At 73.9% G+C, this 12,834-nt stretch carries 15 protein-coding genes and 2 pseudogenes; 12 read left to right on the forward strand and 5 right to left on the reverse strand.

The window, feature by feature from the left end; genetic code table 11:
• Positions 1–183 precede the first annotated feature (183 nt).
• Genes CKY47_RS23495 through CKY47_RS23505 form a run of 3 tightly spaced genes read left to right on the forward strand, consistent with a single transcriptional unit; the run spans position 184 to position 1,206 of the window.
• Positions 184–558: an ATP-binding protein gene (locus CKY47_RS23495; RefSeq protein WP_306748170.1), complete on the forward strand. Its 375-nt coding sequence runs from the start codon at positions 184–186 to the stop codon at positions 556–558.
• Positions 559–562: 4 nt separating this feature from the next.
• Entirely contained in the window at positions 563–1,021 is a 459-nt protein-coding gene (locus tag CKY47_RS23500) for a hypothetical protein (RefSeq protein WP_306748171.1), read from the forward strand.
• Positions 1,018–1,206, forward strand: coding sequence for a hypothetical protein (locus tag CKY47_RS23505; protein ID WP_306748172.1), 189 nt, complete (start codon positions 1,018–1,020; stop codon positions 1,204–1,206). The genes CKY47_RS23500 and CKY47_RS23505 overlap by 4 nt, the downstream gene beginning before the upstream one ends.
• 61 nt (positions 1,207–1,267) lie before the next feature.
• Here CKY47_RS23505 and CKY47_RS23510 read toward each other — a convergent pair whose 3' ends face one another.
• Genes CKY47_RS23510 through CKY47_RS23520 form a run of 3 tightly spaced genes read right to left on the reverse strand, consistent with a single transcriptional unit; the run spans position 1,268 to position 3,524 of the window.
• Positions 1,268–1,495 carry a hypothetical protein gene (locus tag CKY47_RS23510; RefSeq protein WP_306748173.1) on the reverse strand — a complete coding sequence of 76 codons (228 nt, stop codon included), beginning with the start codon at positions 1,493–1,495 and terminating at the stop codon, positions 1,268–1,270.
• The gene (locus CKY47_RS23515) at positions 1,492–2,853 is read right to left on the reverse strand and encodes a sensor histidine kinase (protein WP_306748174.1); all 1,362 of its coding nucleotides are present in this window, start codon (positions 2,851–2,853) and stop codon (positions 1,492–1,494) included. Before CKY47_RS23515 ends, CKY47_RS23510 begins: the two co-directional genes overlap by 4 nt.
• Entirely contained in the window at positions 2,853–3,524 is a 672-nt protein-coding gene (locus tag CKY47_RS23520) for a winged helix-turn-helix domain-containing protein (RefSeq protein WP_306748175.1), read from the reverse strand. Before CKY47_RS23520 ends, CKY47_RS23515 begins: the two co-directional genes overlap by 1 nt.
• Positions 3,525–3,636: 112 nt before the next feature.
• On the opposite strand from CKY47_RS23520, the gene CKY47_RS23525 reads away from it, so the two are divergent.
• The 6 genes and pseudogenes from CKY47_RS23525 to CKY47_RS23550 all read left to right on the forward strand — a co-directional run bounded on the left by CKY47_RS23525 (position 3,637) and on the right by CKY47_RS23550 (position 7,040).
• Complete coding sequence (locus CKY47_RS23525; RefSeq protein WP_306748176.1) at positions 3,637–3,834, forward strand: hypothetical protein; 198 nt, start codon at positions 3,637–3,639, stop codon at positions 3,832–3,834.
• A gap of 33 nt (positions 3,835–3,867) precedes the next feature.
• Positions 3,868–4,459 (forward strand): annotated as a pseudogene (locus CKY47_RS23530) (molybdopterin dinucleotide binding domain-containing protein).
• 3 nt (positions 4,460–4,462) lie between these two features.
• A pseudogene (locus CKY47_RS23535) lies at positions 4,463–4,918 on the forward strand (hypothetical protein).
• Between the two features lie 232 nt (positions 4,919–5,150).
• Positions 5,151–5,639: a ricin-type beta-trefoil lectin domain protein gene (locus CKY47_RS23540; protein ID WP_306748177.1), complete on the forward strand. Its 489-nt coding sequence runs from the start codon at positions 5,151–5,153 to the stop codon at positions 5,637–5,639.
• A 187-nt stretch (positions 5,640–5,826) separates the two neighbouring features.
• Complete coding sequence (locus tag CKY47_RS23545) at positions 5,827–6,453, forward strand: ClpP family protease (protein ID WP_306748178.1); 627 nt, start codon at positions 5,827–5,829, stop codon at positions 6,451–6,453.
• Entirely contained in the window at positions 6,450–7,040 is a 591-nt protein-coding gene (locus CKY47_RS23550) for a ClpP family protease (protein ID WP_306748179.1), read from the forward strand. The genes CKY47_RS23545 and CKY47_RS23550 overlap by 4 nt, the downstream gene beginning before the upstream one ends.
• A 12-nt stretch (positions 7,041–7,052) precedes the next feature.
• Here the strand turns inward: CKY47_RS23550 and CKY47_RS23555 are convergent, their stop codons facing one another.
• Positions 7,053–7,400, reverse strand: coding sequence for a helix-turn-helix domain-containing protein (locus tag CKY47_RS23555; RefSeq protein WP_306748180.1), 348 nt, complete (start codon positions 7,398–7,400; stop codon positions 7,053–7,055).
• A 181-nt stretch (positions 7,401–7,581) separates the two neighbouring features.
• On the opposite strand from CKY47_RS23555, the gene CKY47_RS23560 reads away from it, so the two are divergent.
• Entirely contained in the window at positions 7,582–7,947 is a 366-nt protein-coding gene (locus CKY47_RS23560) for a DUF1330 domain-containing protein (RefSeq protein WP_306748181.1), read from the forward strand.
• A gap of 127 nt (positions 7,948–8,074) precedes the next feature.
• Positions 8,075–10,804 carry a hypothetical protein gene (locus tag CKY47_RS23565; protein WP_306748182.1) on the forward strand — a complete coding sequence of 910 codons (2,730 nt, stop codon included), beginning with the start codon at positions 8,075–8,077 and terminating at the stop codon, positions 10,802–10,804.
• A gap of 102 nt (positions 10,805–10,906) precedes the next feature.
• On the opposite strand, the gene CKY47_RS23570 is transcribed toward CKY47_RS23565, so the two are convergent.
• Entirely contained in the window at positions 10,907–11,773 is an 867-nt protein-coding gene (locus tag CKY47_RS23570) for an oxidoreductase (protein WP_306748183.1), read from the reverse strand.
• 130 nt (positions 11,774–11,903) lie between these two features.
• Here CKY47_RS23570 and CKY47_RS23575 point away from each other — a divergent pair, with 130 nt between their 5' ends.
• Positions 11,904–12,791 (forward strand): helix-turn-helix domain-containing protein, encoded by an 888-nt coding sequence (locus CKY47_RS23575; protein ID WP_306748184.1) that lies wholly within the window; start codon positions 11,904–11,906, stop codon positions 12,789–12,791.
• Positions 12,792–12,834 lie beyond the last annotated feature (43 nt).

The following is a 12,834-nucleotide window of genomic DNA, read 5'->3' on the forward strand; positions in this document are numbered from 1 at the left end:
GTCCACCCGCTGTCCTGTTCGGACGGTGCGGTCCACCGCCGCCGAGCCGGTGCCGGCTGCCCGATCGCAAGGATTTCGTCAGGTGCACGCGGGAGCGGGCGCGGAATGCTGGGGGGTGTGTTCCCAGCAGAACCCCCGCCGCGCACCCGCGCCCCGCGCGCTCGACGTCACGGGAGGCGCGCGGTGACGGCCGGTCACGACACCGCGGTCCTGGTGGTCGAGGACGCGGACGCGATGCCGCCCGCCGAGGTCGCCAGGTGGCTGCGCGAACGCCTGGACGGCTGGTCGGAGCAGGACGTCCGCCTCGTCGAGGTCGTCGCCGGTGAGCTGTTCGACAACGCCCGGAGGCACGGCGCCCCGCCGTACGTGCTCGAACTCCTGCTGAACCGGCGGGGGGAGAGCCTGGTCGTCAGCGCGCGCGACCACACCGTCGGCAGGCTCCGACCGTGGCGGCCGGCGGCCGGTCTGCTCCTGGTCGGCGCGCTGTCCGCGCGGTGGGGCGTCACGTCCCGGGCAGGCACCACGACCGTGTGGGCCGAACTCCTCTTCGAGGACTGACGACGTGCCGGAAGTGCTCCTCCCCGCCGTCGCGCACCGGGCCTCGGCGTGGTGCGCGGTGCTGCACTCGCTGCTGCTCGTGGTGGGCCTGTGGCTGATCGCCTCCCCGTTCGCGCTGGGCGCCGCGGTGGCCGGGACCGGGATCACCGGCGGCGTGCGCGAAGTGCTCACCGGTTCGGTCGTGGTCGTCGTGTCGCTGGTGGGCGCGATGGCGCCCTTCGACGCGCCGTGGACGGGACCGCTGCTGTGCGTGCTGGGCCTGTGCCTCGCCGGTGTCTCCGCGCGGGTCGGCGACGGGCACCCCGGCGGCCTGCCGGTCATGGGGATCAACGGGTTCGCGGTCGGCTGCGTCGTCGCCGTGCTCGCAGCCCTGGCCGCCGCCCTGCTCCTGCGGGGGCGTTCCGCGGCGGCACGCCCCGCCTCGCCGCCGTGCCCGGCCGGGAAGTCGACCACCTCGCCGTGACCGCCATCCCCGTCGGGCACGGCGCTGTCGCCCTGCTGCTGATCTGCGACGACTGCGGTCGCGGGTACGGCGGCGACAGCGGGCGCGAGGAGTGGGTCGTGCTGTGGCACGAGGCCGTCGCGGACGGCTGGACGGGCCGGGACCGGCCGATCGGACCACACCGCTGCCACTCGTGCGCGGCGTGAACCGACCACGTCCCACCGCCCCCGGGGCTCCAGTCGGGACCGCGACGCCCCGGTGACCCGGTCACCGCGCCGACGTGGTGGGAACCGCGGTGGCGCTGGGGGACGTGGTGGTCGTCGGTGTGGCAGAGGTCGGGTCGGGGCGTTCGGTCACGGTCGGTGTGGCGGCGGGGACCGTCGTGGTGGTCAGCGGTCGGGGTTCGCGCTGGGGGGTGACACCGCAGGCCGCGGTGAGCAGGGCACCGGCGGTGAGCAGGGCGGCGATGGCGAGCGGGGTGGGGGTGGTCCTCACTGGTCGACCTCCGGGATCTCGACGACGAAGCGGGCGCCGCCGCCGGGTCGGTCCTCGACCCAGACCGCGCCGTCGTGGTGGTGGACGTGCTGGGCGACCAGGGCGAGGCCGAGGCCGCTGCCGGTGTCGGTGCCGCGGCTGCCGGCCCGCGTGCCCCGGTCGAAGCGGTCGAAGATGCGGTCGCGGACCTCGGGCGGCACCCCCGGTCCGGCGTCGTCGACCTCCAGCCTGGCGCGGCCGTCCCGTTCGAGGACCGCGACGCGCACCGGTCCGCCGGCGTGGCGCTCGGCGTTGTCGAGCAGGTTGTTGACCACGCGGTCGAGGCGGCGGCGGTCGCCGAGGACCCGGGGACCGGGTGGTTTGGACCGGACGGGGACCTCGGTGCACGTGCGGGCGTCGAGGACGTTGTCCACCAGCGAGGCGAGGTCGATGGTCTCCAGGTCGGTGTCCTCGGCCCGCTGGTCGGCGCGGGAGATCTCCAGCAGGTCGACCACCATGTGCGCGAACCGGTCGACCTCGGAGGTGAGCAGGTCCAGGGCGCGGCCGGCCGTGCCGGGCACCTCGGCGCGGCGGCGGCGCAGCACCTCGGCGGCGTTGACCATCGTGGTCAGCGGGGAGCGCAGCTCGTGGCTGACGTCACCGGCGAACCGGGCGTCGCGCAGCACCCGCTGCTCCAGCGCGTCGGCGGTGGAGTTGAAGGTCGTCGCCAGGTGCGCCAGGTCGGGGTCGGCCTGCTGCGGCAGCCGGGCCTTGAGGTCGCCGCCGGCGACGCGGGACGCGGCCCTGGTCAGCTCCGTCAGCGGGCGCAGGGCCCGCCGGCCCGCCCAGGAGCCCAGTGCGACGCCGAGCAGCCCGCCGGCCACGGCGCCGGTGATCAGCAGGATGCCGAGGAAGCGGAACGTGCGGTCCAGCTCCACCAGCGGGGCCAGTTCGACGTAGGCGCCGTCGGTGGAGTCGATCGGGAGGCTGACCGCCAGGACGGGGATGCCGTCGACCACGAGCCGCTGGGAGGCGGGCGTGTCGCGTCGCCCGAGGTCGACCAGCTCCTCGGGCAGGACCCGCGGGTCGATCTGCCGCCCGCTGGTGAGCACCTGGCCGGGCCGGTAGAGCAGGACGGTGGAGTCGGGGCCGGTGGTCAACCCGGTCAGCAGGTCCTCCAGGCCGTCGGAGCCGGTGCGCAGCGCCTCGTCGACCAGGCGGACGTTGACCTCGGCCTGCCGGGTGGCGCTCTGCTCGCGCTGGCGCTGCATGTAGCCCGACGTCAGGTTCCACACCATGACGGCGAGCGCGCTGGTCAGCAGCAGCGAGCCGATGCCGAGGACCAGGGCGACGCGCCAGCGCAGCGACAGCCGGCGCATCAGCCGTCCAGCCGGTAGCCCGTGCCGCGCACGGTGGTGATCAGCGTCGGGTCGTCGGGCTCGGGCTCGACCTTGCGGCGCAGGCGGCGGATGTGGACGTCGAGCAGCCGCGTGTCGCCGAAGTAGTCGTACCCCCACACGCGTTGCAGCAGCTGTTCGCGGCTGACCACCCGGCCGTCGGCCGAGGCCAGCTCCACCAGCAGGCGGAACTCCGTCCTGGTGAGGTGCACCTCCGCGCCGGCACGCGTCACCGTGCCCGCTTCGGGGCGCACCTCCAGGTCCCCGACCCTGATCAGCTCGTCCTGGCGGCCGGTGCGGCGCAGCAGCGCCCTGATCCGCGCGGCCAGGACGGACGCCACCAGCGGTTTGGTGACGTAGTCGTCGGCGCCCGCTTCGAGGCCGGCGATGACGTCGCTCGCGTCGGTCCGGGCGGTGACGATGATGATGGGCAGGTCGCCCTGGGCGCGTATGGTGCGGCAGACCTCCAGGCCGTCCACACCGGGCAGCATCAGGTCCAGCAGCACCACGTCGAACACCGCGGTCCCCAGCAGCGCGAGGGCGTCCTCGCCGGACACGGCGTCGGTGACCGTGAAGCCCTCGTCGTCGAGCGCGAGGCCCAGTGCCTGCCTGATGTGCTCGTCGTCCTCGACCAGCAGCACGGAGAGGGTCATACCCCGATCTTCCGGGTGGAACGGCGGTGCCGCCTCACGATGGCCGGTCCCACCCCCGAACGCAAGCCGATCGCAAGGTCGCCCACCCGGTGCGTCCGCGTTCGAGGACCGGTTGCCGGGGTACCGGCCCGACCTGGACGACATCACCGGGGCGGGTCCCGAGGAGGAAGCCGTGCGCGCCGGCGGGGCGAAGCCGGCCACCGAGCAGGAGGAAGGGCTCGGCGAGCCGGACTCGTCGCCCGACGACCCGCGGGACGGCGGCGACCGCGGGACGCCCGACGACGACCGGGACGACGCGACCGGGGCGTGACCCGGCATCGCGCCGGACCGACGAAGGGATCGCATGGCCGACCGGATCGCGGACATCCGGGGCACCCGCACGCCGCACGCGAAGGACGCGCCGTGGCCGGTGCGGGTGGACCTCCGCTGGATCGCGGGTTGGCGGAGTCCGACGTGGACCGGTGGGTGCGGTCGGCGTGCGTGCTGTGCGGCAACGGCTGCGGCTGCGACATCGCGGTCAAGGACGGCCGAATGGTCGGCGTGCGCGGTCGGCCGGTGACGTGGTCAACCACGGCCGGCTCGGGCCCGAGGGTCGTGACGGCGTGGTGTTCGTCCCCTTCCACTACGGCTACTGGGACACCGGCGGCGACCGGCACGCGCGGGCGGCCAACGAGCCGACCCCGACCGAGTGGGACCCTGTGTCCAAGCAACCCCTGTTCAAGGTCGCCGCCGTGCGCGTGACCAGGATCGGCGACGGCACGCGACCGGCGCCCGCGCCCATCACCACGGCCTCCGCGCCCCACGACCCCGCCGGCGTGCCGGCCACCGCGGGCGAGGACGACGTCCGGGAGGACGTGGCGCCCACCGGCCCGCCCGCCCCGCCACCGGTCCCCGAGCGGACCCCCGACGTGCCGCACCCCGCGCCAAAGGGCTGAACCGTGCACCTGGCCACCTACCTGGGACTGCTGCACCCCTCGCTGACCACGCCGGCCGACGCCTTCCGCGAGGTCGGCCGAGGCCACGGCGGGGAACCCGACGTGCGGCACACCCGCGAGGTCCTCGCCGCCCGCGTCGACCGCCAGGCCGAGGCCCTGGCACCGGTGGTCGAGCGCTACGGCGAGCACCGCGAGGAAGAACCCGAGCGCCTGCACCGCCACCGGCCTGGACACCCGCAGCGGTCCCGTCGGCCTGCTGCGCGACCTCCAGGACCTCTACACCCTGGCGAGCCTCACCGACATCACCTGGACCGTCGTCGGCCAGGCCGCGCAGGGGCTGCGCGACCGCGACCTGATCGCCGTCGTCGCCTCCTGCGAGCAGGACCGGCCCGCCAACCGACCTGGTTGCGCACGCGGATCAAGCAGGCGGCGCCCCAGGCCCCCACCGCGGCGCGGTGAGGGCACGACGACGTCACCGCGTCGATCCCGCGATGTGATGACGCGGGACCACGTGTTCGGTCGCACCGACCGGCACCCCGCGTGGTGACGGGCTTCCGGCCTTGCCGTAGCAGGTGGTCTTTCACCCGTGAGCGTCGTGTTCGTCGGCCTGCCCCCGCGGTCCGGTTCTACTGGTGACCGACGGATTCGGAGATCCGGGCCACGGCCCGGACAAGTGCGGGGGGTGAGGTCCATGGCATTCCGGAAGGCGCTGCTGGCGCTGGTGGTCGCGGGTTCGGTGGCGGTGTGGGCACCCCTGGCCGGGGCGGACGCGACGGCGCAGGACCCGACGCGGCAGGACGCGACCGTGGCGGTGATCGAGAGCGCGAACGGCTCGGAGGACGTGTGGCTGCAAACGCTCCGGGACACGAAACCGATCATCGCCGAGGACTACCGCGGCAGCGGGCGGCAGGTCTGGAGCCTCGGCAGCGACGACAACCTGATCGAGAACGTGGCGACCGGTCTCTGCGCCGCCGCCGTCGGCGGGGTGCTCAAGGGCCGCGAGTGCGACGCCGACGACCCGGGGCAGCGGTGGTGGCGCGAGGGCAGCGGCGACTCCCGGGTGTTCGTGAACGACGAGTTCGGCACCTGCGTCACCTACGACGGGCACGAGCGCAGCCCGCGCCTGGAGGAGTGCGACTTCGCCCGGATCGACCAGCGCTGGTACGTCAACGAGCAGTAGCGGACCGGTGATGCCGGCCGGATCGGCGCCGGTTCCCCCGATCCGGCCGGCGCCCGTCCCCGGCGCCCGTCCCCGGTGCCCGTTCCCCGCCGTCGCCGGCACGGCGGACGACCGCCCCTGCCGAGAGCCGATCCGCCCACGGCAGCGGGACCGGCGGACCGCGGCGGCGCACCGGCATCGTCGGGGCATGACCGACAACGAGAAGCGGCCGCTGTTCGACCACCGGCTCCGGGAACGGTTCCTCGGCCAACGGGTGCTGGTCCTCGACGGCGCGCTCGACGACGACAACGGGACGGTGCTCGCCACCCAGATGCTCTCCCTGGCCGGTGAGGACCCCGGCGAGGACATCGCGCTGTGGATCCACTCGCCGGGCGGTTCGGTCCCGGCGATGCTGGCCATCCGCGACGTGATGCGGCTCGTGCCGTGCGACGTGGCCACGTTCGCGCTGGGGCTGGCGTGCAGCGCCGGGCAGTTCCTGCTGTCCGCGGGCACACCGGGCAAGCGCTTCGCCCTCCCGCACGCCCGCATCCTGATGCACCAGGGCTCGGCGGGGATCGGCGGATCGGCCGTCGAGGTGGAGGTGCAGGCGGACGACCTGCGCCACACCCGCGACACCGTGCTCGGGATCATCGCGCAGGACACCGGCCAGTCGATCGACCGGATCTTCGCCGACTCCCTGCACGACCGCTGGTTCACCACCGCGCAGGCGCGCGACTACGGCTTCATCGACCACGTCGTCGACAGCCTCGACCAGGTCGTCCCCGTGCGCACGCACGAACTGGGGCTCGGTTCGGCGACGGGAGCGCGCGCGTGAGCACCTACACCATCCCCAACGTCATCACCCGCGGTATCGGCGGCGAGCGGGTCATGGACGTCTACTCGCACCTGCTGTCCGAGCGGATCGTCTACCTCGGCACCGCGATCGACTCGGGCGTGGCCAACGCGCTGATCGCCCAGCTGCTGCACCTGGAGGCGGACAACCCGGACCGCGAGATCAACCTCTACGTCAACAGCGAGGGCGGCGACCCGTCCGCGATGCTCGCGCTCTACGACACCATGCGCTACATCAAGGCGCCGGTGGCGACGACGTGCGTCGGCCAGGCGGTCGCGGCCGGTGCGGTGCTGCTCGCCGCGGGCGCGCCCGGCCACCGCTTCGTGCTGCCCCACACCCGGGTGGTGCTGCACCAGCCCGCGGCGCGCGGCCGGGGGACCATCCCCGACCTCATCCTCCAGGCCGACGAGGTCGTGCGGGTGCGCACCCAGCTGGAGGAGATCCTCTCGCTGCACACCGGTCGCGCCGTCGCGCAGCTGCGGCACGACACCGACCGGGACCGGGTGTTCGGCGCGGCGGAGGCGGTCGGCTACGGGCTGGCGGACCACGTCCTCGAACACCGGGCCTGACACCGCGGGGTCTCAGGCGGCCATGAGCACGGGTCCCGCGGGGCGTCGTCCGAGCGCGGGGCCCGTGCCCCGGTGCCGCCGGACGTCCCCCGCGATCCCGGTGAGCAGGTCCGCCAGGTCGAGGCCGAGCGCGCCGGTGACCGCGGCGATCATCTCGCTGGAGGGCTCCTTGCGGCCGCGTTCGATCTCCGACAGGTACTGCGGCGAGAGCCCGGCCCGCTCGGCGATGTCGACGAGGCGGCTGCCGCGCTCCTCCCTGGCCGCGCGCAGGCTCCGGCCCAGCACTTCACGCCACAACGGCTCCGGCCCGGGGCCGGGTGCGCGGGGGTGCTTCCGGTGGGGGGAGATGATGTCCGTCATGCGGCCATCCTGACGTGGGCGCCGGGATGCGGGGCCGGTTTCCACTCCAGGCGAAACACGATCGGCCGCGCGCCGTCGTCAGCGGCGTGGAAGAGGTTGGTGACTTCAGTGTAGACGAAAGATTTTCACACCGGTGGACGCACCGATGCGGTGAGCGGGGGAGGAGGTCATGATCGGGCGCATGGCTGTTGACCCGCGTGGCGCCGACCTGAAACGACTGCTCGTCGAGGACCCGGGTGGGCCGGTGGTGATGCTGAACCTGCTGCGTTTCGCCGAGGGCGGTGTCGAGTCCTACCGGGAGTACGCGCGCCACCTGACCAGGACGTTCCTGCCCCGTTACGGGGCTGAGGTGTTGTACGCGGGCACCGGGTCCACGGTGCTGGTCGCGGAGGACGGGCAGAGCTGGGACGCGGTGGTCGTGGTGCGCTACCCCGATCGGGCGGCGTTCGCGCGGATGGTCGCCGATCCGGAGTACCAGGAGGTCACCCGTCTGCGGACGGTCGCGCTGAGCGAGGCGGTGCTCCAGGCCACCAGTCCCTGGGGGTAGGGGGCGGGAGGGACCTTCGGGAAGTGTTGTGGCCGTGGGGCCGCAACAGTTTCGGAAACCCTTGTTGCGCGGTGTCCGCCCTCGCTAGAACTGGTCGGCCGTCGGTCGGTTCGGGAGGGGATCGCGCATGCGCTCGATGGGACTCTTGTTACCCGTGTTGGTGGTGGCGGCCCTGGCGGCTCCCAGCACGGCGACGGCTCGGGTGGGGCAGCCGCCGGGGTCGCCGCCGGGGTCGCCGTCGCCGTCGCAGTCGCAGCCGGGGTGGTCGGTCGGTGGTGGGCGGCTGGCGTGGACGGCGTCCGCGCCGGTGCCGCCGGGTGGCGCCGCGGTCGAGTTCTGGGACGGCGACCGGTTCCTGGGGGTGCCGCGGCCGTCCGCCGACCTGCGCACGTACACCTTGGACGCGGTGTCGGTGGGTGGTGTGGACGGGCTCGAGGTGCGGCTGTCGGGCCGGCGGTTGGACGTCGAGGAGCCCGCGCCGCCGTCGGCCGCGGTGGATGCGGTGTTGCCGGCGTTGTCGCCCGCGGGGGAGGTCGATCCGGGCAGGCCCGGTCGGTTCTCGACGCGGACGGGGGAGTACGCGCTGGACCCGGTCGCGGTGCCGGGTTATCCGGTTCCGCTGGAGGTGGAGGGCGTGGTCGTCGCGCCGGTCGACGCGCCGGGGCGGCGTCCGTTGGCGTTGTTCCTGCACGGTCGGCACGCCACCTGCTACGAGGGGGCCGTGGTGCTGTTGGAGTGGCCTTGCCCGGTGTCCGCGAAGCCGGTGCCGAGTCATCGCGGGTACCTCCGGGCGCAGCGGTTGCTCGCGTCGCAGGGGTACGTGACGGTGTCGGTGTCGGCGAACGCGGTCAACGCGCACGACGTGTTGGACGTGGAGGCGGGTGCGGGGGCGCGGTCGGCGTTGGTGCGCGCGCACTTGGCGAAGTGGGCGGAGTGGGCGGGTTCCGGTCGGGGTTCCGCGCCGGAGGTGGTTCGCGCCGCGCCGGTGGCGGATCTGGACAACGTGTTGCTGGTGGGGCATTCGCGCGGTGGTGAGGGGGTGAACCGGGCGGCGGTCGACAGCGTCGCGCCGCCGCCGCCGGGTGGTGGGTTCGACGGTCCGGTGCGGTGGACCGTGCGGGGGACGGTGTTGATCGGTCCGACGATCTTCGGGCACAACCCGGCGCCGGACGTGCCGTCGGTGACGATCCTGCCGGGTTGTGACGGGGACGTGTCGGATCTGCAGGGGCAGTTGTTCGTGGACGGGACGCGGGGTGTGAGCCGGGGGGCGGCGTTGCACAGCGCGTTGTACTTCGTGGGCGCGAACCACAACTTCTTCAACGCGGAGTGGACGCCGGGGCAGGCGGAGGCTCCGGCGTCGGATGATTTCCCGGTGTCGTGGGTGGACGCGGTGTGTTCGCCGGGGACGGCGACGCGGTTGACGGCCGAGCAGCAGCAGGTGGCGGGTGCGACGTACGTGGCGGCGGCGGCGCGGTTGTTCGTGTCGGGGGATCGGCGGGTGTTGCCGTTGCTCGACGGGTCGGGGGTTCGTGCGCCGTCGGCTGATCCGGTGCGGGTGTTGGCGCACGCGGTGGGTGGTGCGCGGTCGGCGTTCGTGGTGCCGGACGAGGTGACGTCGGCGGGTGGGTCGGCGCGGGTGTGCGCGCAGGTGTCGGCTGATCCGGCGGTGGCGTGCGTCGATCCGGCGGTGGGTCGTCCGTCGCCGCACTTCGTGCGGTTCAACCGGATCGTGCCGGAGTCGGGGCGGTTCGCGGTGGCGTTGCGGTGGGCCGCGGACGGGGAGGTGGGGACGGTGCGGCCGGGTGCGCCGGTGTCGTTGGCGGGGTCGCGGGAGTTGGCGTTGAGGTTGGCGGTGCCGCCGAACACCGGGGGGAGCCGCTTCGACGTGGCGGTGACCGATGCGGCGGGTCGTCGTGCGGTGTTGGGGTCGGTGGTGGTGGACGGGTTGCCGGCCACGGCGCGGTTGTCGGCGAACTGGGCGCAGGAGGTGCGTGTGCCGTTGCCGTCGCGCGGGGTGGACCTGCGTCGCGTGGCGGGGTTGGAGTTGGTGCCGCGTGGTGGTTCGGGGCAGGCGTGGTTGGTCGACGCCCATGGTTGGGCGCCGGGGTTGCCCGATCCGCGTCCGGTGGCGCTGCCGCGGGTGGACGTGGGTGCGTTGACCGTGGAGGAAGGGGACTCGGGGACGCGGACGGTGGGGTTCCCGGTGTCGGTCACGGGTGGCGGTGCGGGTGCGGTGCGGGTGTTCGTGCAGGAGGCGGGTGGCGCGGGGTACGTGGAGCAGGTGGTGGTGGTCGGGCCGGGGCAGCGGGTGGTCGAGGTTCCGGTGCGGGTGGTGGGCAATACCCGGTGGAGCTTCGACGTGAGGCGTTCGGTGCTGGTGAAGGCCGTGCGGGGGGTGGTGGTGGGTCGTCACGTGGACAGGTTGACGGTGCCGAACGACGATCCGCCGCCGACGATCGTGGCCACGCCGGTGACCGATGAGGTCGTGGAGGGCGGGACCCTGGTCTGGCGGGTGGCGTTGTCGTCGGTGGCGGATTCGAACTTCACGGTCCAGGGGCGGGCGGTCGCGCCGGAGGGGGTGGAGTTGTCGACGACGGATGTCGACGAGGTGTGGTTCCGGCAGCGGGTTTCCCGGGAGGAGCCGTTGCCGTCGCGGGCGTTGTCGAGCACGGGGGTGTCGGTGACGGCGTACTTCCGGGCGGGGGAGTCGGACAAGGAGGTGTTCGTGCTGACGGCGCCGGATGCGGAGGTGGAGTCGGTGGAGCGGGTCCGCTTCGACCTCGTGCCGCTCACGCCGGGGGTGCCGGGTGTGTCGGTGGTCGGTTCGGTGGCGGATGGTGTGCCTGTCGGGCGGTGACGCCGGTGGCCGCGCGGGCGTTGTCGTCCGCGCGGCCGGTGGGGCGGGGGTCGGGGCTGGTCGGTGTCAGGGGTGGTCGGTGTCAGGGGTGGTCGACGCCGGTCAGAGTCGTCTGCCGACGGCGGGGTCGGCGGCTTCCCGGCTGAGTCGGGCGTCGGTGACGGGGCCTCGTGTCTCCCAGAGCCTGGACGGTCCGAGGAACCGCCCGCCGCGCACCTCGGGGTCGGTGGCGGCGCGCAGTTGGGGCAGTGCGCCCTGTCGCGCGGGTTGGGTGAGGACGAGGCCGGCGCGGGCGATGAGTCGTCCGCGCCGGCCCTGGTGCGCCCAGGCCCGTGGGGTCAGGTTGGTGCGGGTGAGGCCGGGGTGGGCGAGGACGCTGGTGACGGGTGATCCGGTGGCGCGCAGTCGGCGGTCGAGTTCGAGGCCGAAGACGGTGGTGGCGAGCTTGGAGCGGCCGTAGGCGGTGGCGGCGCGGTAGCCGTGTTCGGACATGAGGTCGTCGAAGTCGAGGTGGGCGGTCTTGTGGGTGATGGAGCTGAGGCTGACGACGCGGGCCCGCGGTGCCGCGGCGAGGGTGTCGAGCAGGAGGCCGGTCAGTGCGAAGTGGCCGAGCGCGTTGGTGGCGAGGTGCAGTTCGAAGCCGTCGGCGGAGGTGCGGCGCGGGCCGAGCAGGACGACGCCGGCGTTGTTGACCAGCAGGTCGATCGACGGGTGGTCGGCGGTGAGCTTCGCGGCGAAGGCGCGTACCGAGTCGAGGGAGGCCAGGTCGAGTTCGCGCACGTCGAGGTCGCCGCCGATGTCGCGGGCGGCCCGCCGGCCGGCGGTGGTGTCGCGGACGGCGAGGACGACGTGGGCGCCGCGGCGGGCGAGTTCGGTGGCGGTGACGAGGCCGAGGCCCGAGTTCGCGCCGGTCACGACGGCGGTGCGGCCGTGCTGGTCGGGGATGTGATCGGCGGTCCACGTGGTCATCTGCTGCTCCCGGGGTGTCGGTGTGGTGCGCCGACGACGCTAGGGGCGGTTCGGGCGGGTTGGGTCGGTCTCGGTTGCCGGGGTGTGGCAGACCTACCCGGGGTGGGCGGGGGAGGGGGAGACTCGGGGCATGAGCAGTGGTCACCCGTACGCCCGTGAGCTCGGTGATTTCCTCCGCGCCCGGCGCGGCCGGCTGCGTCCGCACGAGGTCGGTCTGGAGCCGGGTGGGCGGCGCAGGGTCAGTGGGTTGCGGCGGGAGGAGTTGGCGCTGCTGGCCGGGTTGAGCACCGACTACTACCAGCGGATCGAGCAGGGGCGGGAGGTGCGCCCGTCCGACGACGTCCTGGAGGCGATCGCCGGCGCGCTGGGGCTCGACGAGGAGGAGTGCCGGCACCTGTTCGCGCTGGCCCGTGCCGCTCGTCGTCCGGTGCCCGGCCGGGTGGACCGCGCTCCGGAGCGGGTGCCGGAGAGCACGCGTCGGTTGTTGCGGGTCGTGGACACCCCGGCGGTCGTGCTGGGCAGGCACCTCGACGTGCTCGACTGGAACCCGGTGGCGGAGGCGTTGCTCGGCGACCCGGGCGACCGCTCGCCCGACCGGCTCAACATGCTGCTGCTGCTGTTCGACGACGCGGTGACCGGGGAGCGGAGCTGTCCGGACTGGGAGCGGCAGGCGTTGGACTACATCGGCATGATGCGCGCCGCCGTCGCCGCCGACCCCACCCATCCCCGGGCCGCGGCGGTCGTGGGCGAGTTGAGCATCCGCAGCGCCGAGTTCCGGCGGCTGTGGGCGCGGCACGACGTGCGCGAGTCGGTCAGCGGCACCAAGACCTTCCGGGTCCCGGAGGTGGGGGACGTCGTCCTGGACCGGGACACCTACCCGCTGCCCGGCAACCCCGGTCCGGTGATGCTGGTCTTCACGGCCGAGCCGGGCAGTGCCGACGCGGACCGGCTGGAGCTGCTGGCGTCGTTGCGCGCGACCCGCTCGGTGTTCGTCGAGGGGCGTTCCGCGGGGGCGTGACCTGTCCTGTCCGGGGGTGGCGGTGCACTCGACGGGGTTGTCC

Origin of the sequence: Saccharothrix longispora, from assembly GCF_030852425.1 — a bacterium.
GTDB lineage: Bacteria > Actinomycetota > Actinomycetes > Mycobacteriales > Pseudonocardiaceae > Actinosynnema > Actinosynnema longispora.

Excerpts from the sequence above, each read along its gene's own strand:
- CKY47_RS23545 (WP_306748178.1), top strand. The coding sequence starts at position 5,827 with ATGACCGACAACGAGAAGCGGCCGCTGTTCGACCACCGGCTCCGGGAA.
- CKY47_RS23570 (WP_306748183.1), bottom strand. The coding sequence starts at position 11,773 with ATGACCACGTGGACCGCCGATCACATCCCCGACCAGCACGGCCGCACC.
- CKY47_RS23555 (WP_306748180.1), bottom strand. The coding sequence starts at position 7,400 with ATGACGGACATCATCTCCCCCCACCGGAAGCACCCCCGCGCACCCGGC.
- CKY47_RS23560 (WP_306748181.1), top strand. The coding sequence starts at position 7,582 with ATGGCTGTTGACCCGCGTGGCGCCGACCTGAAACGACTGCTCGTCGAG.
- CKY47_RS23515 (WP_306748174.1), bottom strand. The coding sequence starts at position 2,853 with ATGCGCCGGCTGTCGCTGCGCTGGCGCGTCGCCCTGGTCCTCGGCATC.
- CKY47_RS23565 (WP_306748182.1), top strand. The coding sequence starts at position 8,075 with ATGCGCTCGATGGGACTCTTGTTACCCGTGTTGGTGGTGGCGGCCCTG.
- CKY47_RS23575 (WP_306748184.1), top strand. The coding sequence starts at position 11,904 with ATGAGCAGTGGTCACCCGTACGCCCGTGAGCTCGGTGATTTCCTCCGC.
- CKY47_RS23520 (WP_306748175.1), bottom strand. The coding sequence starts at position 3,524 with ATGACCCTCTCCGTGCTGCTGGTCGAGGACGACGAGCACATCAGGCAG.
- CKY47_RS23540 (WP_306748177.1), top strand. The coding sequence starts at position 5,151 with ATGGCATTCCGGAAGGCGCTGCTGGCGCTGGTGGTCGCGGGTTCGGTG.